This is a genomic window from Frondihabitans cladoniiphilus (assembly GCF_039544345.1).
Classification (GTDB): domain Bacteria; phylum Actinomycetota; class Actinomycetes; order Actinomycetales; family Microbacteriaceae; genus Frondihabitans; species Frondihabitans cladoniiphilus.
Map to the genome: position 1 here is coordinate 14,735 of NZ_BAABLM010000012.1, position 25,133 is coordinate 39,867.

Below are 25,133 nucleotides of genomic sequence, written 5' to 3' on the forward strand. Positions count from 1 at the left end.
ATGGCTGCACGCACCGACAAGACCACCGATCCGACCCTGAGGGCGCAACTGCTGCTCGCACGACGCGGGCAGTCGTACTTCTCGCGCAAGCTCAACGAACTGAGCGATGCCGCGATGGACGACGCGTCGACGTTGTCGGGTTGGGATCGACGGCACGTCATCGCGCACGTCGGTCTCAACGCCCGCGCGCTCACTCGTCTGACCGAGTGGGCTGCGAGCGGCGTCGAGACCCCCATGTACGACACCCCCGACCAGCGCCTCGAGGAGATCGACTTCGCCGCGACGCTTCCCACGCAGGCGCTGCGGAACCTCTCCGATCACGCCGCCATCCATCTCAACGTCGAATGGCGCGATCTCGAGCCCGAGCAGTGGTCGAACCTCGTCCGGACGGCGCAGGGCCGAACGGTACCGGCTTCCGAGACGGTCTGGATGCGCACCCGCGAGGTCTGGATCCATGCGGTCGACCTGGCCAACGGCGCCTCGTTCGACGACTTCCCCGCGGAGTTCGTCGATGCGGTCATCGCCGATGTGCTCGCGGCCTGGGGGCGTCGGCGCGAGGGCGAGGGGCTGCCCGCATTCCGACTCGATCCGATCGACCGCGAGGCGACCTCCGGCGACGGCCCCGTCGTCCTCCGCGGCCGCGCCGCTCAGCTCGCGGCCTGGGCCAGCGGTCGCCCCTGGGTGGGCGTCGTGACGGCCGACGGCTCGCCGGTCCCCGTCGCACCGCGGTGGTTCTGACGCGTCGCACCGAGTACACGGGTCTCCTGGTCCGCCGTGCGCAGCAGGCACACGCGGCTCTGTGGCTCGCCGAGGTGTCCACCGAGACCACCAGCGTCCAGTTCGGGGTCCTCGACGCGCTGCTCCTGGACCCCGGCCTGAGCCAGCGGGAACTCGGCGATCGCCTGGATCTCGACCGCTCGACCATCGCCGACATCGTCCTCCGGCTCGAGCGCCGCCGCCTGCTCAGTCGCGACCGGCACGAGAGCGATCGTCGACGCAACGTCCTCCGCCTCACCGAGCTCGGTCGGGCCGAGACGGCGCACCTCCTCCCCCTCGTCGAACGCATGGACGGACTCCTCACCGCCGACCTGGGGCCCGAGGAACTGACCGCCTTCCGTCGTTCCCTGCTGCGGGTCGCCGACCCCGAGGCCGCTGGGAACGGATCCGAGGCAGCGCGCGATTCCGCAGGACAGAATTCGACAGGTGTGGGCTTGCGGCGTTGACAGAATGAAGGCGCGGACGTCGACGACGACGGTGAGGCTGGCGACGATGCCGTCTCCCGCAGAAGGAGGGGCCACATGACCACCGACAATCCCTACGATCTGACCGGCAGGGTCGCCGTCGTGACGGGTGCCGCTCGAGGGATCGGACGGGCCTGCGCTCTCCGCCTGGCACGCGCGGGCGCCGACGTCGTGATCGTCGATCGCGATCTCGAGGCAGCCAAGGAGTTCGGCGAATCCCTCGGAGCAGAATCCGTCCCGGCCGAGATCGAGGCGATGGGTCGCCGCAGCGCCGGCTACCAGGCCGACCTCACCGACCAGGCCGCGGTCGACGCGACGGTGGACGCAATCGCCCGCGATTTCGGCCGGATCGACATCCTCGTCAACATGGCCGGCGGCATGATCACCCCCGCCGACCGCAGCAAGCCGAGCGTCGTGCCGATCGAAGACATCGACCGTGTCTTCGCCGTCAACCTCAACACCGTGGTGTTCATGTCGCAGGCCGTGGCCCGGGTCATGAAGACGACCGGCGGCGGATCGATCGTGAGTGCCACGGGGCAGAGCGCCATCACGACCTACAAGCAGGGCCTGCTCGCCAACTACGGCGCCTCGAAGATCGCCGTCCTCTATTTCATGCGCGCGTTGGCGGCAGAGCTGGGGCCCGACGGGATCCGCGCGAACTGCGTCTCCCCGGGAGTCACGTTGACCTCCCGGATCGCCTCCACCGCCGGCGATCGCGGTGTGGGCACGCAGGACGAGATCGACGCGATCCCGCTGCGCCGGTTCGCCCAGCCGGACGACATCGCCAAGGCCGTCGAGTTCCTGGCCAGTGACATGGCGGGCTACATCTCCGGGCAGTGCCTCTCGGTCTGCGGAGGAGCGGTGCTCACACCGAATTGATCGACCGGTGGCCGACGCGAGTGACTCCGGCCGCGAAGCGCGTCAGACTCGAGACATCGATCGAAAGGTGACGAAGTCGATGACGACCTCTCACGGCAAGGAACTGATCAAGAAGCCGTCGTACGCCATCACGTCGGTGGACCACGCTCTGCGACTCATCCAGATGCTCCGCGACGTCGGACAGGTGCGCGTCTCCGATGCGGCCGTCGAACTGGACGTCGCGGCATCGACGGTGCATCGCCTGCTCGCGATGCTCGTCTACCGCGGATTCGCGATCAAGGACGACTCGCACGCCTACGCTCCCGGCCCGGCTCTCGGAGCAGCACCGGCACTCATGCCGTGGACCCGGCTCGTCCGGAACGCCTGCCGGCCGCACATGGAACTGCTCTCCGACCGGGTCGACGAGACCGTGAACCTCATGTTCCGCGTCGGAGCGAAGGTCCGCTTCCTCGAGACGGTGGAGTCGACCGCCCTGCTCCGCATCGGCAACCGCACGGGCAGCGTCCTGGATGCGAACCGCGCCTCCGGCGGCAAGGCGCTGCTCGCCGAGCTCGGGCGATCCGCCCTCGAGCGCCTGTACCGCAGCCCGGCCGCCGAACTGGCGGGCGAGACCCTTTCCGAGGTCGAGTTCGCCATCCTCCTGCGGGAGCTCGATCAGATCGGTCGGGACGGCTTCGGTCGCAACGACCAGGAGACCGAGACCGGGGTGTCCGCCATCGGCTTCGCCCTGCACGACGCCACGGGCAGCGCCCTCGCCGCCTTCACGATCTCGGCGCCGACGGTACGACGCGACCACCTGCTGCATCCCCGCGTCCTGGAATTGGCCCGGGGCGCCCGCGCCGACATGGAGGTCGACCTGGCCCGTCAGCTCGGGCCGACGGGCCTGGTCGGCAACTAGCTGTTCGCGTCGACCGCGACGGTCGCGGCGAGGACGTCGGCGACGATGGATCCGAAGACGGCGCCCTTCCCGAGCGAGGTGCCGGTCATGTAGGCGGCCCCGTGGAATCCCCCGGTCACCTCGCCGATCGCGTAGAGACCGGCGATGACGTCGCCGTCGATGTCGACCACCTCCGATCGGGGTGTCACCGTGACGCCGCAGTACGTCGTCGTCATCAGCGCCTTGGCCGGGTACGCGTAGTAGGGCGGCGCGTCGATGGGCAGCAGGTCGCCGACGCCCGAGTTGATGCCGGTCCGCCCCTGCTCGTCCGGGCCGTGAGCCGCGATGGCCGCGTTGTACCGGTCGACGGTGGCGCGGAGCCCGACCGGGTCGATACCGGCCTTCTCGGCCAGCTCGGGCAGGGTCGATGCCGAGAACACGTGGCCGATGTCTTCGAGCATGTCGATGTCGGCCAGCGGCACTCCGGGCTCGGACTTGGCTCGGACCTTCGAGTCGAACACCTGGAACCCGAGCCCCTGGTCCTGGGTGAGCACCGCCATGCCGAGCAGCTTGTACGACTGCGACTCGTCCACGAACCGCTCGCCGCCGGTGTTCACGATGATCGCCCCCCAGTAGTACGCGGTCAGGAGCTCGTGGAACTCCATGGTCGTCTCCGGGTGAGAGCCGTAGGTCGCCGAGACGTAGGACATGTCGGCGAGGCCGGCACCGAGCTTCCACGCCATCTTGAGGCCGTCGCCGGTGTTGCCGAGACCGCCGTACGGGATGGCCGCGAGCTGCTCGGGAGCGAACGTGCGGAGGAGATCCTCCGACCGGCTGAAGCCGCCGGTGGCGAGCACGACGCCTGCGCGGGCCGAGAGCGTCCTGACTCCGTCGTCGCCCCGCACGATGACGCCGGTGACCCGTGGGCCTCCGCCGCCGGAGCCCGCCTCCCGCACGAGCTCCACGGCACGGTGGTCGAGGAGGAGGTCTCCGCCACCGGCGACGAACTCGTCCGCCAGGCTCCGCACGATGTCCTTGATCTGCGAGAGGTGGCTGCGCGCCACGGTCTGCCCGGCGCTGCGCTCGAGGACCCGGAATCCGAAGCCCTTGGCCTTCAGCCACCGGTAGGTGTCGGTCTGACTGTCGAGGTAGGCCCGGAGCAGCTTCTCGTCGCTCATGTGCTGCCCCACGACCTGCATGTCGGCGAGGAAGAGGTCCTCCGAGTCGACGACGCCGTGGGCCGCCTGCTCCTCCGTGCCGGAGAAGGCCATGTAGCCACCGCTCATGGCGCTGCTCCCGCCGATCGCGGGCGTCTTCTCGACCAGGGCGACCGAGAGGCCGTTCTCCTGGGATCGGACGGCGGCCGTCAGGCCGGCGATCCCGGCCCCCAGGACCACCACGTCGTACTGCTTCTCGTCGCTCATGCTCTTTCCTCTCGTGCTGCTGTTCGTGAAGTCGTGACCGGATCGAGATGTGCCGCGGCGGCATCCCCCGCCCATCGTCCCGTGATGTAGGCCGGGGCGAGGCCGCCCGCGTAGCCGAAGTTCGACAGGCCGCCGATGTCGGCACCGGCGGCGAAGAGGCCGGGGATCGCCTGACCTGCGGCATCCAGCGCTCTCGCGTTCTCGTCGATTCTGATGCCGCCGAGTGTGAACGTGATCGACGGCTGCACCGCGATCGCGTAGAAGGGCGGGGTCCGGGGGATGCGCGCCTGCGGCGAGACCGCCACTCCCCCGGCCGAGTCGTCGCTGCTTCCCACCGCTGCCGTGTAGTCGGCGACGGTCCGGCGGAAGGCGTCGGCGGCGATGCCGAGCGCGCCGATCCGCGAAGCGAGGTCGTCGAGGGTCTGAGCCTCGACGTGCGCGGCACCCGCGTCGACGCCGGCCTGGTAGCGGTCGAGCACGCCGAGGTTCGGGAACGGCTCCGCTGTCGCATCGTTCCGCCGCACCTCGTCGTCGAACACGAGAGCACCGCGAGCGCCGGGCTGTCGGGCGAGCAGTTGGTTGAGAAGCTCGTCGCCCAGGGTCTCGTCGGCGAACCGCTTGCCGTCCGCGTTCACCAGGATCGTCTTCTCCGAGTAGTACTGCGAGTACGGGAGGAAGTTCGCCGGCTCGAAGGAGGCCAGGGGCGACGGCAGGAGGTGGCCGTAGAAGGTGCCGAGGTCGCCCGCCGTGGTCGCCCCGAGCGCCTCCGCCAGATCGAGGCCCGCGCCGGCGCTGACCGGATTCGATCGGTGCACCAGGCGTCCCGCGTTCGCCCTCATGTGCTCCGCGAGCTTCACCGACGATCCCTGGAAGCCGCCGGAGGCCAGGATCAACGACCTCGAGCGGACCGTCGAGCCGTCCTCTCCTAAGAGCTCGAGTCGGAAGAGCCCGTCGTCGTCCCGCGAGGCCGTCGCGATCGTCGTCCCGGTCCGCACCTCGACGCCGAGCTCGTCCAGACGCTCCGTCTGCCGAGCGAGGAGGCCGCGGACGTCGAACGAATAGCCGATGCCGTAGGTCATGATCCCGAACTGAGGATCCGCGTTCACCTGCACCCCGCTCGCGCGCAGTTCCTCGACGGCGCCGGGGTAGTCGCCAACGAGGCGGCCGCCCAGGACCCTGTCGCCCAGGGGGATCCTCTTCTCGAAGGCCTCGAGCGTGGGGGCGGTCCAGAACATGCCCGCCGACAGGGCGGACGAGCCGCCGGGCCGATCGGCCTTCTCGAGCACCAGGACACGGGCGTCCCGTCGAGCCGCCGACCAGGCCGCGGTGAGGCCGGCCAGGCCGGCGCCGAGGACGACGACGTCGAAGGGGGACGCGGACGGACGGGGGATCGAAGGGGTCATGGGACTTTCCATCGGAGGGGTCGGACGGGAGGGGGACGCCGCGTTCGTCACGGCATGAAGCCGCCGCCGTTCACGTCGATCACGGCGCCGACGACGTTGGCCGCCCCCTCGGAGGCGAGATAGCGGACCGCTCCGGCGATGTCCTCCGGCTGCCCCACCACGCCGCGCGGGATCCCGCTGAGACCGGCGGCGATGACCTCGTCGGACTGTCTCCGCATCAGAGGGCTCTCGATGGGGCCGGGCGAGACCACGTTCGCGGTCACTCCGAACGCGGCGTACTCCCCCGCGATCGTCCGGGTCAACCCGATGATCCCCGCCTTGCTCGCGCTGTAGCTCGCCGAGCCGCCGGGGATCCAGGTTCGCCCGGCTCGCGAGGCGATGTTCACCACGCGCCCCCAGCCCTGCGCCTTCATGGCGGGAAGGAGAGCGCGGGAGAGCACGAACGGGGCTGTCAGATTGACGCGGAACGTGCTCTCCCAGTTCTCGAGATCGATGATGTCCATCGTCTGGAGTTCGTCCTTCGGGCCATGGATGTGGATTCCCGCGTTGTTGACGAGGGTGTCGACGACGCCGTGTTCGGCGAGCAGAGCGGCGGCAGCGGCCTCGACGGCGGGGATGTCCCCGAGATCGAGCTGGAGGGCGGTGGCGGGGAGCCCCGAGCCGGCCAGTTCGGCTGCCAGCTCGGCGACTCTCGGCGAGGCGTCCACGAGGACGACCTCGTAGCCCTCGTCGAGGAGCGCCCGGGTGATGGCGAGGCCGATGCCGCCGGCGGCGCCGGTGACGAGTGCAGTTCGTGCCATGGGAGTGCGATCCGTTCGATCTGTGGTGGCTGGTGTCGGTTGCGGGTGACGGGTGTCAGTTGGTCGGCGCCCAGATCTTCTGCCGCTGGCCGACAGGGTTGGCCGTGCCGTCGACCTTGTACTTGTAGGGCCCCTGGAAGAGGATGACGATGGCCGACACGATCGCCATCGCGACGATCGCCCAGGCCGCTGTCAAGGCCGATCCCGTCTTCGTGATCGAGTAGCCGAGCATGAAGATGCCGAGGGCCGTGCCCTGTGCGTAGAGGAACATCGCGAACCCGTAGATGCGGCCGTAGGAGTGCTCGGGGACGTAGCGACTGATGATGTAGGCGATGACGTCGCTCTCCGAGCCCGGTCCGAGGCCGATCAGGATCGCGCCCAGGAACAGGATCGGGGTGGCGTGGGTCGTGATCATGAGCGCCAGACCGACGCCGCAGAGGACGAAGACGATGGCCGCCACGACGGGGGCGAAGACGCGGTCGAGGAAGTAGCCGACGACGAAGCGCGACGCGATCGAGCTGAGACCGGAGACGGACAGGAGCGCGAGGCCCGTCTTGAGCGTGGCACCCTGGCCCGTTGCGATCGGCACGATCTGGCCGAGCACGCCGGCCGTTCCGGCGGAGAGGAGGAAGACCGAGATGCAGACGATCCAGAAGGCCCTCGGAGACGTCTTGACGATCGTGCGGAACGGAATGCCCGGCGTCCGGCCCTCTTTGGCCGCGCGGAGCCGCTCGACCTCGTACTGCTTCGGCATCCGGGCGACCAGCAGGTACCCGGTCACGAGGACCACGGCGCTGATGAGGCCCACGATGCCGACCGTGCCGCGCCAGCCCACCGCGGTGAGCAGTGCTCCGGCGATGAGCGGCATGATCGTCGTGCAGAGTCCGAGGCCGACGTTGAGGATTCCGAGCGCGAGGCCCCGCCGCCGCCCGAACCAGGCGCGGATGACGATGGAGTAGGCCGCCTGGGTGGCCGGTCCGCAGCCACAGCCGATGATGATGCAGATGACGTAGAAGACGGCCAGATTGTCGGGCACGATCGACAGCGCGGCGATCCCGAGACCGAAGACGGCAGCGAGGGGCGGTGCGACCCGCCGGACTCCGAACTTGTCCACGAGGAACCCCATCGTGAAGATGCTGATGCCGTCGAAGACGATGAAGATCGAGAGGCCGTTCGAGATCTCGAGGTTGCTCCAACCGAAGGCCGTCTTGAACGACGGGGTGAGCACGTTCCAGAGAACGCTCACCGTGTTGACGCCCACGATGAGGGAGATGAAGCCGGCCACGACGATCCACCATCGATTGATCGACGGTGTGTCGGTGGCCAAGCTGATTTCGGGGGCTTCGGTGGTCGACATGATGTGGTCTCCGTAACTTCGTTGTCCGGTATCCAGGGTCGAAGGCGGGCCCTCCGACTCGTCCTCACCGTATTGAAGGGGCCCCGAGCCTCAGGCGAAGTTTCTCGCTGCCAGAAAGGATCCGGGCTCGGCCGTGGCGGTCTTCTGCTCGCAAGAAAGATGTGCCGGCCGACGCCCGGATCTCGTCATCATGACGGAGAGCGCTCAGGCCTCGGCCAGTGCCGCGACAGGGCCCCAGCCCGGCTTCCAGGCATGGAGCACCCGGCTCGTGATGAGTCCGGCCACTGCGAAGGGGTCGGCGTCGAGCTCTCGTTCCGCGGTCAGGATCGAGTCGAAACGGAAGAGGAGGAGAGCCATTGCCGAGTCCGTGTAGACACCCGCCTCGATCAGGGCCCCGTCGTCCTTCTTTCCGGTCAGCCACGCCCGGTGCTCCGGGAGCAGCCCGGCCCGATCGTCGGCTCGGTTCTCGTCGTAGGTGTAGGTCACGGTGTAGATGGTCATGCTCCGATCCTGACCGGGGCGACGCGGTGCCGAGCGCCTGTTCTCTCAGACAGAAAAACCCACCACGAAAGGAAGAGCTGTGCCGTTCACAATCACGATGCTGTACCACCCCACGATCGCGGTCGACGATCTCGAAGCCGCGCGGGGGTGGTTCCGCGACGTCTTCGGCCGCCGCCCCCTGCGGTGGGAGGAGACGCTCGATCTCGACCTCCTCGACCCGGAATACCCGAAGAACTACTCGTTCTTCGCCTTCATCGCCGACGAGCACTGGGTGTTCCTCTGCCCCACGTTGCACGCCACCGGCAAGCTCGCCGGGCAGACCCGCTACAAGGGCGTCCCCGAGGGGATGATCGGGCTGGGTTGGTCGACCGACGACGCCGTCGACGTCTTCGCCGAGTTGGCTGATCGGGGCATCGGCGCCATCGATCAGCAGGGGCAGCTCATCACGACCGCCGCCAAGCCCGTCTCGTCGTTCGCGGACGACATCCTCACCGGCTTCACGCTTCCCGAGGACACGGGCTTCCGATACGAGTTCCAGCAGACGTCACCGCGACACTGGCCGAAGTACGCCGAGTTCGCCGACCCTCGCCTCGGCGACGACTGGAGCGGGCCGAAGCTGGACCCGGCCGACCCCCTCGGGATCCTGCGGACGTCGCACCACACCATCCTGACCCTCGACCTCGACCGGGCGCTCGGCTTCTATCGCGACGCCCTCGGCGCCGTCGTCCTCGACAGCACCCGGAACGTCGAGCTGGGTGCGGAGAGCACGTTCGTCCGCCTGGCCGACACGACGCTCGAGTTCGCGGTGCCCGATGATCCCGCGCCGTGGGCGGAACGACTCTCCGACGGCCGCGACTTCTATCAGGGCGTGACCTTCGAAGTCGCCGACCCGGACAAGGCGTTCCGGCACCTCGAGGAGGTCGGCGTGGCCCCCGTGCGCCTCTCGGACGAGGTCGTCTCGATCCAGCCCGAGCACGGCTTCGGCGCCGAGTGGCGGTTCGTCCGGAAGTCGGCGACCGAAGCGGACGAGAGCTAGCGGCTCAGCGTTCCGCCGTGGCGGCGAGCAGCGGCATCGGTGCGCTCTCGTCGACCACGGGGCCGTAGAGCCAGTCGACGATCTTGTAGTCGTACTGGTCGGTGATCCGGAACAGCTGGTCGCGAACGATGATCGCGCCCGTCGTGTCGACGTGCCACATCTCGCCCCAGAACCGACTGGTGCGCTGCACACGGCTGGCGAGCTCGACCCGGTCGGCCTCGTAACCGGCCCACGCCTCCGCGACGGCGTCTGGGCTCCACGGCGCATCCCCCAGCACCGAGAGATGCCGGGCGAGGCTCGCCCCGTCGAGAAGGGACTGTCCCGCGCCCTGCGCCAGATACTGGAGGGTCGCGTGGGCGGCATCCCCCAGAAGGGCGATCCGCCCCCGGGTGTAGCTGTCCAGGGGCTCGAGGTCGGCCATCGGCCAACCCCGCACCATGCTGAGTCCCCTCATGCCTTCCTCGACCGGCGGGAAGGTGCCGGCGAATCGCTCGGCGAGCTCGTCGGGACCGCCCCAGTCCTCGTCGCCGCGGAGGTAGCCCGGAGAGCGGAAGACCGCGACCTGATTGAGTTCCTGGCCGTCGCGGAGGCCGTATTGGATGAAGTGCAGGCCCGGACCCATCCACAGGGTGAGATCGTCGAAGTCGAAGTCGGCCGAGACGCGGTCGCCGGGCAGGGTGCCGCGGTAGGCGACGTACCCGGTGGGCACGACGGCGTCGCCGACCCACTGCCGGCGCACCCGCGAATGGATGCCGTCCGCGGCCAGGAGCACCTCGCCCGTGAAGGTCTTGCCGGTGTCCGTGGCGACGCTGACGTGGTCCCCGTGGTCGGTGAAGTCGACGACCTTCTCCGAGTTCAGGATCGTGACGTTGCCGGTCGCACGCGCTCCTTGTGCCAGGGCCTGGAGCAGATCGTTCCGGTGCATGACGGCGTAGCGCGACCCGTAGCGGCGCTCCATGTCGTCGCAGTCCAGAAAGTTCAAGAACTCCCCGGTGGTCGCGTTCCGGAAGGCGAGCCGTTTCGGGAACACCATGCCGCCGGCGATGGAGTCGAAGACCCCCTCCTGCTTGAGCATCCGGGTGATGTTCGGCCCGAGCTGCAGGCCGAAGCCACCCTCGGTCAATTCGGGTTCACGCTCGAGCAGGGTCACCTGCACCCCGCGGCGGCCGAGCATCAGCGCCGCCCCGATTCCACCGATACCGCCGCCCGTGATGATGACCTGGCTGTGCATGGGAATGCCTCCTCGTCGAAGCCGTGTCCGTGGCCGTGTGATGACTGGGACCATGCCATCCACCACGGCTCCGGTCTCCATTCCGACCGACGCGCGGGTCGAAATCGACGGGATTCTGGCCAGTAGAAACCATCCGCGCAGAACCCCCACAGCGCATCCCCCGCATTCTGGCCCCGAGAAAAGCGGCGCGCCTCCCGGGGCGCCGTCCCTAGCCTCGCAGCATGACAACGACGACAGACGTCCTGGTGGTGGGAGGCGGGGGTTCCGGCCTCAGCGCCGCGATCTCGGCAGCGACCAGCGGGGCGACATCGCTCGTCCTCGAGAAGTGCCCGGTGGTCGGCGGGAGCACCGGCCGGTCCGTCGGCAGTTTCACGGCCGCCAACACGGCCTATCAGTACCGGGCGGGAGTGAACGACTCGATCGAACTCTTCATCGAGGACATGAAGACCGCCAACGGCGACGACGAGGCACGCGAGAACGTGGCCCTCCGACGGGTGTTCGCGGAGAACGCGGGGACGACGCTCGAGTGGCTGTCGAGCATCGGGGTGCAGTTCCTCGGCCCGACCCCGGAGCCCCCGTTCGAGAAGCCGCGCATGCACAACGTCCTGCCCAACTCGGGGGCATACATCACGGCCCTGTCACGCGAGGCCCGGAAACGAGGCGTCCGGGTGGTGACCGACGCTCGCGTCGAGCGGCTCCTCCGCAACGCCGACGGCGAGGTGATCGGGGCGCGAGCCGGTGGCGAGGACTACCTGGGCCGCCGCGCCGTCATCCTGGCCTCCGGCGACTACTCGGCGGCGACCGACATGAAGGCCGCGTTCGTCGGGGAGGCGGCGGCGAAAGTGCAGGCCGTTAATCCGAACAGCACGGGCGACGGCTTCCGTCTCGGCAACGACGTCGGCGGGACGATGCTGCAGATGGACCGCCTCTACGAGGGCCTGCGGTTCCTTCCCGGCAAGATGCCGGATCCCATCAAGCTCCTGCCGGCGACCCCGGCCGTCTCGCGCGCCGTCCGATTCCTGTCGGAGCGCCTGCCGAAGAACCTCCTCGCGGTCCTCCTGCGCGGAGCTCTCACCAGCTGGGTCGGGCCGAGCAACGACCTGTACCGCGCCGGCGGCATCTGCGTGAACGAGAAGGGGGTCCGCGTCGCCAACGAGGACTCCGAGAAGCTCCTGGCCCGGGGAGTGGCCGCCGACAGCAATCGGGGCTGGATGGTCTTCGACGAGACGGTCGCGCAGCGGTTCTCGGCCTGGCCGCACCCGGTGACGACCTTTCCGGGCGTCGCGTACGCCTACGTGCAGGACTTCGCGCGCTACCGGCCCGACACGTTCTTCAAGGCCGACACGCTCGAAGAGCTCGCAACGAAGGCGGGGATCGATCCCGCGGCGCTGCGGGGGACGGTGGAACGGTTCCGCCAGCACGCTGCCGCCGGGCACGATCCCGACTTCGGCAGGACGGAGTTCGGCACGGGCATCGGCGCCGGGCCGTACTACGCCCTCGGCCCGATGCAGTCCTACATCACGCTGGCCGACGGCGGCCTGGCGGTCGACACGGACCTCCGGGTCACGGCGGAGGACGGCACCCCGATCCCCGGTCTCTACGCCGCCGGATCCACGGGCCAGGGCGGCCTCCAGCTGCTCAACCACGGACTCCACATCGGCTGGGCCATGGTCTCGGGGCGCATCGCGGGTCGCAACGCGGCGACGGCTCCGGTCCGCACCGACCTCCGGTTCGTCGGCAGCACCGCATCCGTCCTGAACACGCCCGTCGAGGAGCTGAACGTCGCCTCGCGCCGGCCGGTGTCCTGACCGGCTCGGGGAGAGGCCCCTTTCCTCAGGACAGAATGACGAGACGCCCGCCCGGTCGCGTCTCCTAGCGTGGTGGCGAGTCGCAAAGGAGCGAGTTCCATGTTCAACCCCTTCCCCATGATGTTCCACCCGACGCTGATCGTCGACGACCTCGAGGAGGCGTCCGCCTGGTTCAGTCGAGTCTTCGGCCGTAAGCCGGTGCGCTGGGAGGAGAAGTGGGACATCAGCCTGCTGAACCCCACCTACCCGATCAACTACTCGTACTTCTTCGTCCTCGGTGACGTGAGTCTCGACGTGCTCAGCCCCTCGCTCCTGGTGCTTCCCGGAGACCGCGCCGCCGTGTATCCGAAGGGCGAGGGCCTCTCCGACATGGCGTGGTTCACGGACGGGATCGAGGACGTGTCCCAGGACCTCGAGAGCAACGGCTTCCGGACTCGCGACCAGGAGGGGACGATCATCCACGACGGCGCCGTGCCCGAGTCGAACCTGGTCGCCGACTGCCCGATGATCTGGTCCCTGCCGGACGACACCGGGCTGACCTACGAGTTCTACACGATGGGCCGCCGGCACTGGCCGAAGTACTCGCTCCTCGCCGATCCCCGTCTCGATCCCGAGTGGACGCCCGACCGGGTCGTGCCCGGCGACCCGCTGGGCATCGTGCGCTGCACCCGCCACGTCGTCCTGACCGAGGACCCGGCCCGGGCGCGGCGTCTGTTCGTCGACGTACTGCACGGCGGGGTCGTGGGCGACGGCTTCGACGCCGACCTCGATGCGGACTTCGTCGACATCTCCTACGCGAAGTCGACCCTGCGCTTCGCGACTCCGAGGTCGGGCGGCATCGTCGACGTGCTGACCGGCGACCCCACTCACTCCGACCAGTACGTCGGCATGACCTTCGACGTCGTCGACGCGGCGGCCGCGGAACGGCACCTCCGTTCGCAGGGCATCGAGACCGTGCCGAGCGAGGGGGGATTCCGGACCGTCCCGGCCACGTCGAAGGGCGTCGCCTGGGGCTTCCTCCCCGCCTGAGCGGTGGGCATCCCCGTGGCGTGTCAGTTGCAGCGCTGCTCGGAGGCCTCGTTGTAGCCGGCGTTGCCGGTCGGAGTGCCGAAGTTCGGCGTGCCGTCCGCGTTCCACGGCACCGGCTGCGCGTAGATCTTCCGGTCGTCCCAGCCCTGGGTGGTGGTCGTCTTGGCGTGGTAGACGTTCCAGTTGACGCCGTTCGCACCGGGCACGGGGATTGATTCCCCGCCGGGTCCGTAGACGCCGCCGCCGGACGAGAAGACGGGCCCCTTCTTCGTGTACGACTGGTACGTCGTGAGGTCGCCGCCGTTGTAGACCAGCTCCCCCAGCGCGTACGACGTGGTCCAGCTGGCGTTGGCGTTGTAGACGATCGTCAGCTTGTTGTTCGGCCCGATCCAGGCCTCGGGGCCCTCCTCGATGGCCTGCACGCTCGTCTCCCAGGTCTGGTCGGGGTTCGCGATGAGGCGCCGGTAGTCCTGGTCGATGTGCAACGGGTCGCTCATGTGCGCGATGTAGATCTGCTGCGGGGCGGTACCGCCGTTGTTCGTCGGCGTGCCCGACCAGAGCATGTACCAGTTGCTGTTGTAGGAGAAGACGGTGGGATCGATGGCCCACTGGTTCGTGCTGTCGGCGATCTTCCCGAAGTACGACCAGGCCCCCGTCGGGTCCTGCGTGTTCGCGGTGATGGCGAAGATGCGGTGCGTGTTGTTCGTCGCCGGGTCGCCGCCGTTGTCGATCGCCGCCGCGAAGTAGATGATCCACTGCCCGTTCAGGTACTCGATCTCGGGCGCCCAGGTCTCGGCGCTGTGGTCGGTGCCGGTCGGCGACGTCCAGATGATCTGGGGAGCCGCCGTCGAGAGACCGTTCACCGTCGAGGCGGCGCGGAGCGTGATCGACCGCGCGCCGTCGGACTGCACGAGGTAGTAGGTGTTGTTGCGGAACCAGATCGACGGGTCGGCGCCGGTCGTGATGGGGTTGCTGAGAGTGCAGCTCGGAGCCGCGGCCGCGGTGATCGCGGGGACGGCGATCCCGCCCCCGGCGATCAGGGCACCGGCCACGGCGAGGGTGATGACGTGCTTCTTCTTCATGCGATTCGCTCCTTTGCGAACGCCCGCTCGGTCGAACGGGGAAGGGTGGTGCGGTGGGGGTTCAGCCCTTGACGCCGGAGGAGGCGACGCTGTCGACGATCTGCCTCTGGGCGAGGGTGAAAATGATCAGCACGGGGATCGAGGCGATCACCGCGCCGGCCATGACGATTCCGAAGTGGGTCGAGTAGGCGCCGGACAGGATCGACAGGCCGGGCTGGAGCGTCAGGTGCTCGGGGCTGAGCAGCACGTAGACGGGCCAGAGGAAGTCGTTCCAGTTCGCGAGGAAGCTCAGCACGGCCAGGGTGGCGAGGGCGGGTCGGGACAGCGGGATGATGATCTGCAGGAAGATCCGCAGGTCGCCGGCCCCGTCGATCCTCGCCGCCTCCTCGATCTCGGCCGGCAGGCCGGAGAAGAACTGCCGCAGGAAGAAGATGCCGAAGGCGCCCGCCGAGCCGGGGATCGTGATCGCCCAGATGCTGTCGAGCCAGCCGAGGTTCTCGACGATCAGGTAGTTCGGGATCAGGAAGATGACCGGCGGCACGAGCAGCGTCGCGACGATCGCCCCGAAGACGATCTTCTTGCCCGCGAATTCGAGCCGCGCCAGGGCGTAGGCCCCCATCGACGCGGTCACGAGGATGATCGCCGTCTGCAGGGCGCCCGCCGCGAGACTGTTGAGGAACCAGCGGAAGATCGGCTGCTGTCCGCTCGCGAGCGTCTTGTAGGCGTTGGTCGTGAACGGATGCGGAATGGGGGATGCCGAGTTCTTGATCGCGTCGAAGTCGGTCTTGAACGAGGTCAGCACGATCCAGACGATCGGCACGATGATGGCCAGGCACATGATGCCGAGCACGACGTAGAGCGTCGTGGTCGAGACCGTCTTGCGTCGGGGGCGTTTCCGCTGCGGGGGGATGCCGAGCGCGCGGACGGGTGCGGACGTCGTGGGCCTGGTCTGGACGATGTCGGCCATCACGCCTTCTCTCGCTGAAGTCGGAAGTTGACGATGCTGATGATGGCGAGGATCGCGAAGAGCAGGTAGCTCATGGCGGAGGCCGCGCCCATCTGGCCCTGGGAGAGGCCCTCGTCGGAGATGTACATGATCGCCGTGCGGGTGGCGTTGCCCGGGCCGCCCTTCGTGAGGAGGAAGGACTGGCCGAACATGTTGGCCGAGGCGAGGATGGTCGTGGTCGTGACGAAGAGCATGACCGGCCGGAGTCCGGGCAGCGTCACGGTGAAGAACTGGCGCACCGGGCCGGCTCCGTCGAGCGAGGCGGCTTCGTAGAGATCCGCGCTGATGCCCTTCAGCCCCGCCAGGACGATGACGGTGTTGAGCCCCGAGGTCCACCAGACGGTGATTCCGACCAGGGAGATCCAGGCCCAGGGCACGTCGACCGTCCAGGGCGTGTTCGACGGCAGGCCGATCAGGCCGAGGAGGTGGTTGAGCACACCCGACTGCGGGTCGAGGAGGTACTTCCAGATCACGCCGACCACGGCGACGCCGAGCACGTAGGGGGCGAAGAAGATGCCCCGGAAGACGGTGGTGCCCTTGATCTTCTGGTTGAGGAGGACCGCGGCCACGAGCGGCACGATCACGAGGAAGGGCACGCTGCAGACGGTGAAGATGCCGGTGGCACCCATGCTCTGCCAGTAGTCGCCCGAGGTCGTCGACCCGGGCGTGAACAGGTCGATGTAGTTCTTCAGCCCGACGAACGGGCGGATGGGGACGAGCGAGTTCCACCGGTGGAGGCTGATCCACAGGCCGTAGACCGCCGGCGCCACGACGAACACCACGAAGATGACGAGGAACGGCGCCAGGAAGAGGTAGGCGATGGCCGTGCGACGCCGGGCTCCCGGCCGCACGGACCGCGAGGTCCGTGCGGCCGGGCGAGGGAGGATGTCAGCCACCGTAGGTCTGCGCGTTCTGCTGCAGCAGCTTGGTGGCCTGGGCGGCCGCGTCGTCGAGGGCCTGCTTCGGCGTCTTCTTGCCGAGCATCGCCTCGTTCACCGCGGTCGTGATCTGGGCCTCGGCGTTCGTGATGCCGGGCGAGACCGTCTCGTAGTGCGCGTACGGCAGCTCCTCGAGGAAGGGCTTCAGGTTCGGGTAGTTCGCGACCAGTTGCGGGTCGTTCCGGACCTTGTTGGCGGCGGGGAGCTCGCCGGTGGCCGCCCAGCCGGACGAGTGGTCGTTCATCCACTTGACGAACGTCGCGGCTGCGGCGGTCTTGTTGGAGTCCTGCCCCTTGTTGTTCAAGAAGGTCCAGTCGGTCGACGACGACCAGACGGCCTTCTCGGTGCCGATCTGGGGCACCGGCGCGGCGGTCCAGTCGACGCCCTTGAACGCGTCGTTCGTGGTCTGCCAGACGCCGTTCCAGTCGTAGGCCGTCTGGCCCTTGATCAGGGCGTTGATGTCGCCGTCCTGGGCGACGTTGGCCGGGCTGTAGCCGTTCTTGATCGTGTCGGTCATGTGCGTCAGTGCCTTCACGCCGGCGTCCGAGTTGAACGTGGCCTGGGTGACGCCCTTGTTGAAGAGGTCGCCGCCGTACTGCCAGAGCAGCGATTCGAACTCGAAGGTGCCGGTGAAGACGTAGCCGTCCACCCACTCCCCCTGCACGCCCTTGGCCTTCAAGGCCTCGAGGTTGCTGGTGTAGGCGGACGCGTCGGTCGGCGTCGTCGAGGCGTCGAGACCGGCACTGGAGACGACCGACTTGTTGACGAACAGACCGAGCGGAGTCACGCTCCAGGGAATCCCGTACTGGGAGCCCTTGTACTGGTTGCCTTCGAAGAGCCCGTTCGGGAAGTCGGAGGCCGTGTAGCCGAGGCTCTTCACGATCTTGTCGCTCTTGAGCAGGAGGCCCTCCGCGGCGTAAGTGGCCACGTCGTCGCCGTGGGCGACCGCGACGTCCGGGCCCTTCCCGGCCTTGACCGCGAGCGGCAGCTTGGAGGAGATGTCCGCCCACTGCATCGGGACGTCCTTCACCTGGATGTTCTTGTGCTCCGAGTTGAACTGGGAGATCAACTTGGGGACCAGGACCGGGGCCGCGCCGCCGGTCCACCCGTTCCAGAAAGTGACGGTGACCTTGGGGCCCGTGTAGGCGGTTCCGCTGACGCTCCCGCTGGTCGCGTTCGCTCCGCTGCTGCAGCCTGCCAGGGCGACGCCCAGGCCGACGACGGCCGCCGTGGCGACCGCTCGCTGGACGATGGTTCTACGCATCTCTCTGCTCTCCTTTGAGTACGACGAGTGTGAGTCCGGCCATGTCGACCGGGCTGGCAGTGAATTTACAGCGCTGTAAATTCTGTGTCAAGCCGCTAGTCTCGAATTGTTTCCGGCGGACGAAGATAACACCGCCCCGAGCGGGAAGGAACTGCGATGGCCAAGACGCGATTGCAGGACGTCGCCGATGTCGCGGGCGTGTCGATGAAGACGGTCTCGAACGTCGTCCGCGGCTACGAGCACGTGAGCGAGAAGACACGGCTGCGGGTCCAGCAGGCGATCGACGACCTGGCCTATCGCCCCAACGCGTCCGGCCGGAGCCTCGCGACCGGGCGAAGCGGCATGCTCGCCCTCGTCTTCAGCGACGTGAGCATCCCCTACTACTCCGAACTGGCGCACCTCATCTCCGAGCTGGCGTCCGATCGTGGCTACCGCCTGCTGCTCGAGCAGACCTCCGGCACCCTCGAGGGCGAGCGCGCCGTGGTGTCGGCGGCCGAGGGCGGCCTCGTCGACGGTGTCATCTTCCAGCCGTCACTGCTCTCGTCCGCCGAGATCGCGCAGCATCGCGGCGACGTCCCGTTCGTCCTCCTCGGCGAGGGGCCGGCTCCGCTGAGCGTGGACCACGTGATGATCGACAACATCGCCGCCGCAGCAGCCGCCACCAGCCACCTGGCCCGGTTGGGCCGGCGTCGCATCGCCTTCCTCGGACATGAACTCGGCAGTCAGACCCAGACGTCCAAGGTCCGCCTCATCGGGTACCAGAACGGTCTCGAGCAGGCAGGCCTCCCCCTCGACCTGTCGCTGCTGATCGCCAGCCGCTCGGTGAACGCCGGCGAATCGGCGCAGGCCGTCCGCGAGGCCCTCGACCACGGGCTCGAGTTCGACGCCATCGTCTGCCGAGACGACCTGGCGGCGTTCGGGGCCCTGCGCGCCCTGCAGGAGCGCGGTCTCCGAGTGCCGGAGGATGTGGCGGTCACCGGCTGGGACGACGTCGCGATGGCCGCGCTGGTGCATCCCAGCCTCTCGTCGATCCGCCCCGACACCCGCACGCTCGCGACCTGGGCGCTCGACATGCTCGAGGAGCGCATCGACGGGTACGACGGCATCGGGCGCCACCGCGTCGCCGACTTCGAGCTCGTCCTGCGCGAGAGCGCCCCCGCCGTCTCCTGAGGCTCACGAATCGCGCGATGGGCGATTCCGGATTTACAGCGCTGTACTTTTGCGCCACACTGGCCTCATGGACAACGACCTCGGCAACGGTGCCGCGACGACTTCTCCCGCTTTCGGCGCCAGCCGCCAGAGCGGCGACTACCCCCGCCCCCAGCTCGTCCGCCCGCACTGGGCGGACCTCGACGGCGTCTGGGGCTTCCGGCACGACGACGACGACCGAGGGTTGGATGCGGGGTGGGCGGCCGGCCTCGACACGGCGGCCCGGATCACGGTGCCGTATCCGCCCGAGTCCCCCGCGTCCGGCATCGGCGACACGGGCTTCCATCGGGTGGTCTGGTACCAGCGGACGGTGACCGCCGACGACCTCCGCGCGGCCGGTCAGGACGAGGCCTCGCCGCGCCTCCTGCTGCACTTCGGCGCCGTCGACTACCGGGCGACCGTGTGGTGGAACGGGTTCCTCCTGGGCGAGCACGAGGGCGGTCAGACCCCGTTCGCGTTCGACGTCACGTCGCTCGTCCGCCAGGCCGGCGAGTCGACGACGCACACGATCGTCGTCCGGGCCGAAGACGACCCGAGCGACGTCTCGCAGCCCCGCGGCAAGCAGGACTGGAAGCTCGATCCGCATTCGATCTGGTACCACCGCACGACCGGCATCTGGCAGACGGTCTGGCTCGAGGCGGTCCCTGTGCTCTCGCTCGACCGGGTGCGGTGGGTGCCCGACCTGCCGACCGGTTCGGTGCGCGTCGAGCTCCGGCTGCGCGGCCACGTCGAGCCCGGCACCTGGGCCACCGTCGCCCTCCGCAACGGCGGCGAGCCCCTCGGAACCGTGCGCGTCCCGGTCACGTCCGCCCGTGCCACCACCACCGTCGTCCTCCCAGCCCAGCTCAACGGGCAGGGCTACGAGGAGCTGCTCTGGAGCCCGGAGACGCCGACGCTGATCGACGCCACCGTGACCCTCGAGCGTGACGGCGGGATGCTCGACACCATCGAGTCGTACCTGGGGCTCCGCTCCACCGCGGCCGACCGGGGCGCCTTCCTGCTGAACGACCGGCCGTACTACGTGCGGTCCGTGCTGAACCAGGGGTACTGGCCCGAGAGCCACCTCGCGGCGCCGACCCGCCACGCGCTCCGCGAGGAGGTCGAACTGATCAAGCGACTCGGCTTCAACGCCACGCGGGTGCATCAGAAGGTGGAGGACCCGCGGTTCCTGTTCTGGGCCGACCGTCTCGGGCTCCTCGTCTGGGGCGAGGTCGCCGGCGCCTTCGAGTTCTCGCCCACCGCCGTCTCCCGTCTCACGAAGGAGTGGATCGACGTCGTGGAGCGCGACGTCTCGCATCCCTCGATCGTCACCTGGGTGCCGGTGAACGAGAGCTGGGGTGTGCAGCACATCGCCCACGACCCCGCGCAGCAGGCCTTCTCGCGTGCCCTGGTCGACACCACGAAAGCGCTCGACCCGACTCGCCCGGTCATCTCGAACGACGGCTGGGAGCACCAGAACAGCGACATCGTGTCGATCCACGACTACGAGGCGTCCGGGGAGGTCGTGCGAGCCCGCTATCTCGACGAGGCGGCCCGCGGCCGACTGCTGCGCGGGTTCGGGCCGGCCGGTCGACGGATCCTCCTCGACGGCGTGGTCGACCGGGGTCAACCCGTCATGCTCACGGAATTCGGTGGCGTCAAGTTCGCCGTCGACGACTCGGAGGCGGACGGCTGGGGCTACTCGCAGGCGACGAACGCGGCCGATTTCGCCGAGCGCGTCCACGAGCTCCTCTGCGCGGTCCAGGCCAGCCGGTTCCTGGCGGGCTACTGCTACACCCAGCTCACCGACACCGGCCAGGAAGTCAACGGGCTCGTCGGCGCCGATCGCACCCCGAAGATCCCGGTCGAGCGCATCGCGGCGATCATGCGCGGCGACGACTGACGGGGCCGCCCTTCCGAGCGGCCCCGTCGCAGCGACCTAGACGCAGGGCATCGAGACCGTGCCGAGCGAGGGGGGATTTCGGACCGTCCCGGCCACGTCGAAGGGCGTCGCCTGGGGGTTCCTCCCCGCCTGAGCCGTGGGCATCCTCCCGGCCGGATCCCGCCTCACGACCGCGTGAAGCGGAGCGTCTGCAACTCGAACGGCCGCAGGCTCACGTCGACCTCCCCGTCCACAGCACGGACAGGAAGGTCGGCGGTGCCGAGAGGCCGTTCGAGAAGGTCGGTCGGCTCCACCCGTGTCCAGGCGAACGAGGTGCGTCCGGTCGACCGGACCCGATCGCCGTGGGCCTCGGAGATCCGCACGACGACGTCGCCCGATCGGTCTTCGGCCAGCTTCACGCTCTCCACCACGACCGCAGGCTCGGAGAACTCGATCAACGACTCCACGGGTCGGCCGATCACCCGACGGAGCGGAACATGTCGGGCGTAGCCGTCTTCGATCGCCTCGGGGATTCCTCCTGGGCGCAGCGTGACGGAGAACTCGTGTCGCCCCTGGTCCGCCGTCGGGTCGGGATAGAGCGGCGCCCGCAGGAGCGACAGCCGCACCTCGGTGAACGGGCGCCCGCCCGGGCCGACTCGCGTTCGGACGTCATGACCGTAGACCGTCCGGTTGGCGATGGCGACCCCGTAGGCGGGCTCGCCGATGTGGATCCAGCGGTGGGCGACGGTCTCGAACCGCGCCGTGTCCCACGACGTGTTGCGGTGGATCGGTCGGAACACGTGCCCGAACTGGATCTCCGACGCCGCCCGATCGGTGTGCAGGTCGACGGGGAACGACAGCTTGAGCAGTTTCTGCTTCTCGTGCCAGTCGATGTCGAAGTCGAACGAAAGCCGGCCGTCGACGAGGCCGATCTCGACTCGCACGGTCGTGTCGCCGATCCGGTGGCGGATGCGGACGCAATCGTCGGCGGCCTCGACGGACACGGGGTCGGTGAGCTCCCGGACACTGCGCTGGTCCTCCTGGTTGATGTCCCAGGCGTCCCATTCGCGCGGAGTGTCCCTGAACAGCTGCAGGACTCCCCCGGCCTGCCCGTCGGGGATCAGCTCGCGATCGGCGACGAGGTCGCGGAGCGAGGCGATCACCCCTCGCTGGTCGATCGCGACCCGGAGCGAGCCGTCGTCGAGGACCCACTGGCCGCCGCCTTCCACCACCTTCGCCCGAATCGGCGCCGGGCCCGGCCCGATGCCGAGTCGAGGCACGCCGCGCGAGTCGAGCGGACCCGCGTTCGCAAAGAGCTCCTGGCGACCGTCACCGGCGAGGGATGCGAGCGCGCCGGCGACGATCTCCTCGAGACGTGCGGCGACGCGTTCGTAGTTCGCCTCCGCCTCCTGGTGGACCCAGGCGATCGACGAACCCGGCAGGATGTCGTGGAACTGCTGCAGGAGCACGGTCTCCCAGAGGCCCTCGAGGTCGTCATACGGGTACTCCGAGCCGGCGACGATGCTCGCCGTCGCGGCCCACAGCTCGGCCTCCCGCAGCAGCGCTTCGCTCGTGCGATTGCCGTCCTTGGTCTTGTGCTGCGAGATCAGAGTGCCGCGATGAAGTTCGAGGTACATCTCGCCGGACCAGACGGCCGGGTCGGCCAGGTCCGCCTCCGCTTGGACGAAGAAGGTGTGCGGGTCGGTCAGCTCCACCCGGGCCGAGCCCTCGAGGTCGGCCTTCCGCCGAGCGGTCGCCAGCATCTCCCGGGTCGGCCCTCCACCGCCGTCGCCGTAGCCGAACAGCCCGAGCACCTTCCTGGTCCGCCCCTTCTCGCTGAAGACGCTCTCGCTGCGAGCGAGGTCGGCCGCACCGAGGTCGGAGTTGTACGTCTCGGCTGGCGGGAAATGCGTGAAGACGCGGGATCCGTCGATCCCCTCCCACAGGAAGGTCGAGTGGGGCATCGAATTCGTCTCGTTCCACGACGGTTTCTGCGTGAGGAAGTAGCGGGCACCCGCCGACCTCATGATCTGCGGCAGCGCGGCGGAGTAACCGAACGAGTCGGGGAGCCAGACCTCGTCGGTCTCGATGCCGAATTCGGCCAGGAAGAACTTCTTGCCGAGGACGAACTGGCGGACGAGCGCTTCTCCCCCGGGCATATTGGTGTCCGATTCCACCCACATGCCGCCCACGGGACGGATCCTGCCGTTCGCGACCGCGACACGGACCCGTTCGAACAGCTCCGGTTGGCTGTCGCGCAACCACTTGTACTGCTGGGCGGACGAGGCCGCGAAGACGAACCGGTCGTCGCGATCGATGAGGTCGAGCACGTTGGCAAAGGTACGAGCGACCTTCCTGACCGTCTCGCGCGTGGGCCAGAGCCAGGCGCTGTCGATGTGGGCGTGACCCACGGCGGAGACGACGAGCGCGCTCGGAACGGCCGGACTCGCAAGGACGCTCTCCAGGACCTCGCGCCCTCGGGCGGCGGTCCCGGAGATGTCGTCCGGGTCCATCTCGTCCACCACCCGCTCGAGAGCCGCAACGATCTCCGCTCGCCGGACGCCCGCCGTCGGAAGGTGGTCGACGAGGCCGAGCAAGGTCTCGACGTCGTGGAGGAGCTCCCACACCGTCCGATCCCGCCGAGCGACGTCGATGCCACCGAGCGCGTAGTACGGCTCGGTTCCCGAGGTCGCGGGGTCTCCGATGGGGGTGGGCTCGAACTGGCCGGGTACCTGGACGACCGGGTTCGCGGCCGCCTCGATCAGGATGCGGAACGCACCTCCGGCGGGAAGCGGCACCCAGGCGTTGAGGGGTTCGATCGCCTTGATGATCGTGCCGTCCGGCCGGTAGGCCGTCCCCTCCGCCTGGAACCCGGGCTGCTCGTCGACGAACCCGAGGTCGACGACCAGCTCGGTCTCATCGGGCTCCCACCCCTCCGGCACCGTCCCCTCGACCTCGAACCACACGGTGTCCCAGGGCCTCCCCCACCGGTCTCCCGCCTCGAAAGGCGTGAAGTCCTGCCGTACGGCCACGTCGAACGGGACGGGTTCGCCGCCCACCGTCCACGACCGCACCCGAGCGGGGCGGGTCTCGGCGTAGACGTGGGGCCGGATCCGGAACGCGGTGAAGCGACGGATGCGGAGGAGGGCGAGTTCGGCCTCGTCGAGTCGGACTCGGCCGTTGGGGTTGGCTTCCTGGGTCATCGGGTCTCTCTTGTATCGACTTTGGTCGCGGGGCTGGGGGTGGGCCTCGAGGCGGACTACTTCTCGGCTCCGGCGACCATTCCCTTGATGAAGAAGCGCTGGAGGAAGAGGTAGGCGATCAGTACCGGCACGACCGCCATCAGCGAGGCCGCCGCCGCCGCTCCGAGGTTGTTGCTGTTCTGCGAGAAGAACGAGGCGATCGCGGGCGCGATGGTCCGGATCCCCGGATTCGTCAGGAGGTATCCGGAGAGGGCGAACTCGTTCCAGACGTTGACGCTGGTGAGGATGACGACGGTCGCGGTGACCGGCTTCAGGAGCGGCAGGACGATACGCGTGAAGATCTGGATCGTCGAGGCCCCGTCGAGGGCCGCGGCCTCCTCGAGCGAGACCGGGATCGACCGGATGAACGCCGAGTAGAGGAAGATCGCCAGCGGCAGCTGGCCGGTCACCATCACGAGGATGATCCCCCAGTAGGTGTTCGTGCCGTGCAACTGTGCCAGGAACGAATAGAGGGGCACGAGGATGCTCAGCGGCGGCACCATGATCAGCGCCACGATCCCGGCGAAGACCAGCCGGTTGAGGCCCGACGAGCGTCGAGCCAGCGGATACGCCGCGAAGGCTCCGATCAGGCAGGTGAGCACGGTGGACGCGACGGTGATGACGACGCTGTTGCCGATGGCCCGCAGGATCCCGCCGTCCACCGCCGCCGTGACGAAGTTGGAGAAGGTCAGGCGGGTCAGCGGGAGGGCGAATTGCAGCGAGGTGTCGCTCGCCGACTTTAGGGCCGTCGTCACCGCGATCCAGAACGGGGCCAGCTGCAGCACGCACATGAGGACCAGGGCGACGATGAGGACCACCCCGCCCGGAGTCACGCGCCTCTTGGTGCGGAGCCGTGCGGCCGGTCGGTCGGGACGTGGTCCGTCGGTCGCGACCGCCTCGGTCCGGCCGGGGTCGAGTCCGATTGCGTTGTCGAGTGCGGTCATG

Annotated in this window: 21 protein-coding genes; 9 read left to right on the top strand and 12 right to left on the bottom strand. The window is 68.8% G+C overall.

The features are described from left to right. The 4 genes from ABEA39_RS17735 to ABEA39_RS17750 all read left to right on the top strand — a co-directional run bounded on the left by ABEA39_RS17735 (nt 1) and on the right by ABEA39_RS17750 (nt 3,018). Nucleotides 1-738: a maleylpyruvate isomerase family mycothiol-dependent enzyme gene (locus ABEA39_RS17735; protein WP_345377302.1), complete on the top strand. Its 738-nt coding sequence runs from the start codon at nt 1-3 to the stop codon at nt 736-738. Further along, nucleotides 729-1,223: a MarR family winged helix-turn-helix transcriptional regulator gene (locus ABEA39_RS17740; protein ID WP_345377303.1), complete on the top strand. Its 495-nt coding sequence runs from the start codon at nt 729-731 to the stop codon at nt 1,221-1,223. Before ABEA39_RS17735 ends, ABEA39_RS17740 begins: the two co-directional genes overlap by 10 nt. Before the next feature lie 75 nt (nt 1,224-1,298). Continuing rightward, nucleotides 1,299-2,120, top strand: a complete 822-nt coding sequence (locus tag ABEA39_RS17745) for an SDR family NAD(P)-dependent oxidoreductase (protein WP_345377304.1) — start codon at nt 1,299-1,301, stop codon at nt 2,118-2,120. Between the two features lie 79 nt (nt 2,121-2,199). Next, a complete protein-coding gene (locus ABEA39_RS17750; protein ID WP_345377305.1) occupies nt 2,200-3,018 on the top strand; it encodes an IclR family transcriptional regulator in 819 nt (272 codons plus the stop codon). Here ABEA39_RS17750 and ABEA39_RS17755 read toward each other — a convergent pair. From ABEA39_RS17755 to ABEA39_RS17775, 5 genes are all read right to left on the bottom strand, one after another. After that, a complete protein-coding gene (locus ABEA39_RS17755) occupies nt 3,015-4,421 on the bottom strand; it encodes an FAD-dependent oxidoreductase (RefSeq protein WP_345377306.1) in 1,407 nt (468 codons plus the stop codon). The genes ABEA39_RS17750 and ABEA39_RS17755 overlap by 4 nt on opposite strands. Then, nucleotides 4,418-5,824, bottom strand: coding sequence for an FAD-dependent oxidoreductase (locus tag ABEA39_RS17760; protein ID WP_345377307.1), 1,407 nt, complete (start codon nt 5,822-5,824; stop codon nt 4,418-4,420). The genes ABEA39_RS17755 and ABEA39_RS17760 overlap by 4 nt, the downstream gene beginning before the upstream one ends. Nucleotides 5,825-5,871: 47 nt before the next feature. Next, on the bottom strand, nt 5,872-6,624 hold the full coding sequence (locus ABEA39_RS17765; protein WP_345377308.1) for an SDR family NAD(P)-dependent oxidoreductase: 753 nt from the start codon (nt 6,622-6,624) through the stop codon (nt 5,872-5,874). A 55-nt stretch (nt 6,625-6,679) separates the two neighbouring features. Further along, on the bottom strand, nt 6,680-7,981 hold the full coding sequence (locus ABEA39_RS17770; RefSeq protein WP_345377309.1) for an MFS transporter: 1,302 nt from the start codon (nt 7,979-7,981) through the stop codon (nt 6,680-6,682). Between the two features lie 204 nt (nt 7,982-8,185). Further along, nucleotides 8,186-8,482 carry a YciI family protein gene (locus ABEA39_RS17775; RefSeq protein ID WP_345377310.1) on the bottom strand — a complete coding sequence of 99 codons (297 nt, stop codon included), beginning with the start codon at nt 8,480-8,482 and terminating at the stop codon, nt 8,186-8,188. A 79-nt stretch (nt 8,483-8,561) separates the two neighbouring features. On the opposite strand from ABEA39_RS17775, the gene ABEA39_RS17780 reads away from it, so the two are divergent. Beyond that, the gene (locus tag ABEA39_RS17780) at nt 8,562-9,518 is read left to right on the top strand and encodes a VOC family protein (protein ID WP_345377311.1); all 957 of its coding nucleotides are present in this window, start codon (nt 8,562-8,564) and stop codon (nt 9,516-9,518) included. Between the two features lie 4 nt (nt 9,519-9,522). Here the strand turns inward: ABEA39_RS17780 and ABEA39_RS17785 are convergent, their stop codons facing one another. Continuing rightward, nucleotides 9,523-10,749: an FAD-dependent monooxygenase gene (locus ABEA39_RS17785; protein WP_345377312.1), complete on the bottom strand. Its 1,227-nt coding sequence runs from the start codon at nt 10,747-10,749 to the stop codon at nt 9,523-9,525. 221 nt (nt 10,750-10,970) lie between these two features. Here ABEA39_RS17785 and ABEA39_RS17790 point away from each other — a divergent pair, with 221 nt between their 5' ends. Further along, complete coding sequence (locus ABEA39_RS17790) at nt 10,971-12,557, top strand: FAD-dependent oxidoreductase (protein WP_345377313.1); 1,587 nt, start codon at nt 10,971-10,973, stop codon at nt 12,555-12,557. Nucleotides 12,558-12,656: 99 nt separating this feature from the next. Next, entirely contained in the window at nt 12,657-13,586 is a 930-nt protein-coding gene (locus ABEA39_RS17795; RefSeq protein WP_345377314.1) for a VOC family protein, read from the top strand. A 23-nt stretch (nt 13,587-13,609) separates the two neighbouring features. Here the strand turns inward: ABEA39_RS17795 and ABEA39_RS17800 are convergent, their stop codons facing one another. From ABEA39_RS17800 to ABEA39_RS17815, 4 genes are all read right to left on the bottom strand, one after another. Next, nucleotides 13,610-14,668: a family 43 glycosylhydrolase gene (locus ABEA39_RS17800; RefSeq protein ID WP_345377315.1), complete on the bottom strand. Its 1,059-nt coding sequence runs from the start codon at nt 14,666-14,668 to the stop codon at nt 13,610-13,612. Between the two features lie 61 nt (nt 14,669-14,729). Continuing rightward, complete coding sequence (locus ABEA39_RS17805; RefSeq protein ID WP_345377316.1) at nt 14,730-15,635, bottom strand: carbohydrate ABC transporter permease; 906 nt, start codon at nt 15,633-15,635, stop codon at nt 14,730-14,732. Beyond that, entirely contained in the window at nt 15,635-16,570 is a 936-nt protein-coding gene (locus ABEA39_RS17810) for a carbohydrate ABC transporter permease (protein ID WP_345377317.1), read from the bottom strand. The genes ABEA39_RS17805 and ABEA39_RS17810 overlap by 1 nt, the downstream gene beginning before the upstream one ends. Next, on the bottom strand, nt 16,563-17,876 hold the full coding sequence (locus ABEA39_RS17815; RefSeq protein WP_345377318.1) for an extracellular solute-binding protein: 1,314 nt from the start codon (nt 17,874-17,876) through the stop codon (nt 16,563-16,565). The genes ABEA39_RS17810 and ABEA39_RS17815 overlap by 8 nt, the downstream gene beginning before the upstream one ends. Nucleotides 17,877-18,032: 156 nt before the next feature. Between ABEA39_RS17815 and ABEA39_RS17820 the strand changes: the two genes are divergently transcribed. Continuing rightward, nucleotides 18,033-19,046 carry a LacI family DNA-binding transcriptional regulator gene (locus ABEA39_RS17820; RefSeq protein WP_345377319.1) on the top strand — a complete coding sequence of 338 codons (1,014 nt, stop codon included), beginning with the start codon at nt 18,033-18,035 and terminating at the stop codon, nt 19,044-19,046. A 67-nt stretch (nt 19,047-19,113) separates the two neighbouring features. After that, nucleotides 19,114-20,967, top strand: coding sequence for a glycoside hydrolase family 2 protein (locus ABEA39_RS17825; protein ID WP_345377320.1), 1,854 nt, complete (start codon nt 19,114-19,116; stop codon nt 20,965-20,967). Nucleotides 20,968-21,131: 164 nt separating this feature from the next. Here the strand turns inward: ABEA39_RS17825 and ABEA39_RS17830 are convergent, their stop codons facing one another. Continuing rightward, nucleotides 21,132-24,149, bottom strand: a complete 3,018-nt coding sequence (locus ABEA39_RS17830; protein ID WP_345377321.1) for an alpha-mannosidase — start codon at nt 24,147-24,149, stop codon at nt 21,132-21,134. A 56-nt stretch (nt 24,150-24,205) separates the two neighbouring features. Next, nucleotides 24,206-25,132 carry a carbohydrate ABC transporter permease gene (locus ABEA39_RS17835; protein ID WP_345377322.1) on the bottom strand — a complete coding sequence of 309 codons (927 nt, stop codon included), beginning with the start codon at nt 25,130-25,132 and terminating at the stop codon, nt 24,206-24,208. Between the last annotated feature and the right edge of the window lies 1 nt (nt 25,133).

What these genes read in the sequence shown, in the direction of transcription:
- ABEA39_RS17735 (WP_345377302.1), top strand. Translation starts at nt 1, where the DNA reads ATGGCTGCACGCACCGACAAGACCACCGATCCGACCCTGAGGGCGCAA.
- ABEA39_RS17745 (WP_345377304.1), top strand. Translation starts at nt 1,299, where the DNA reads ATGACCACCGACAATCCCTACGATCTGACCGGCAGGGTCGCCGTCGTG.
- ABEA39_RS17750 (WP_345377305.1), top strand. Translation starts at nt 2,200, where the DNA reads ATGACGACCTCTCACGGCAAGGAACTGATCAAGAAGCCGTCGTACGCC.
- ABEA39_RS17755 (WP_345377306.1), bottom strand. Translation starts at nt 4,421, where the DNA reads ATGAGCGACGAGAAGCAGTACGACGTGGTGGTCCTGGGGGCCGGGATC.
- ABEA39_RS17760 (WP_345377307.1), bottom strand. Translation starts at nt 5,824, where the DNA reads ATGACCCCTTCGATCCCCCGTCCGTCCGCGTCCCCCTTCGACGTCGTC.
- ABEA39_RS17765 (WP_345377308.1), bottom strand. Translation starts at nt 6,624, where the DNA reads ATGGCACGAACTGCACTCGTCACCGGCGCCGCCGGCGGCATCGGCCTC.
- ABEA39_RS17770 (WP_345377309.1), bottom strand. Translation starts at nt 7,981, where the DNA reads ATGTCGACCACCGAAGCCCCCGAAATCAGCTTGGCCACCGACACACCG.
- ABEA39_RS17775 (WP_345377310.1), bottom strand. Translation starts at nt 8,482, where the DNA reads ATGACCATCTACACCGTGACCTACACCTACGACGAGAACCGAGCCGAC.
- ABEA39_RS17785 (WP_345377312.1), bottom strand. Translation starts at nt 10,749, where the DNA reads ATGCACAGCCAGGTCATCATCACGGGCGGCGGTATCGGTGGAATCGGG.
- ABEA39_RS17790 (WP_345377313.1), top strand. Translation starts at nt 10,971, where the DNA reads ATGACAACGACGACAGACGTCCTGGTGGTGGGAGGCGGGGGTTCCGGC.
- ABEA39_RS17795 (WP_345377314.1), top strand. Translation starts at nt 12,657, where the DNA reads ATGTTCAACCCCTTCCCCATGATGTTCCACCCGACGCTGATCGTCGAC.
- ABEA39_RS17800 (WP_345377315.1), bottom strand. Translation starts at nt 14,668, where the DNA reads ATGAAGAAGAAGCACGTCATCACCCTCGCCGTGGCCGGTGCCCTGATC.
- ABEA39_RS17805 (WP_345377316.1), bottom strand. Translation starts at nt 15,635, where the DNA reads ATGGCCGACATCGTCCAGACCAGGCCCACGACGTCCGCACCCGTCCGC.
- ABEA39_RS17815 (WP_345377318.1), bottom strand. Translation starts at nt 17,876, where the DNA reads ATGCGTAGAACCATCGTCCAGCGAGCGGTCGCCACGGCGGCCGTCGTC.
- ABEA39_RS17820 (WP_345377319.1), top strand. Translation starts at nt 18,033, where the DNA reads ATGGCCAAGACGCGATTGCAGGACGTCGCCGATGTCGCGGGCGTGTCG.
- ABEA39_RS17825 (WP_345377320.1), top strand. Translation starts at nt 19,114, where the DNA reads ATGGACAACGACCTCGGCAACGGTGCCGCGACGACTTCTCCCGCTTTC.
- ABEA39_RS17830 (WP_345377321.1), bottom strand. Translation starts at nt 24,149, where the DNA reads ATGACCCAGGAAGCCAACCCCAACGGCCGAGTCCGACTCGACGAGGCC.
- ABEA39_RS17835 (WP_345377322.1), bottom strand. Translation starts at nt 25,132, where the DNA reads ATGACCGCACTCGACAACGCAATCGGACTCGACCCCGGCCGGACCGAG.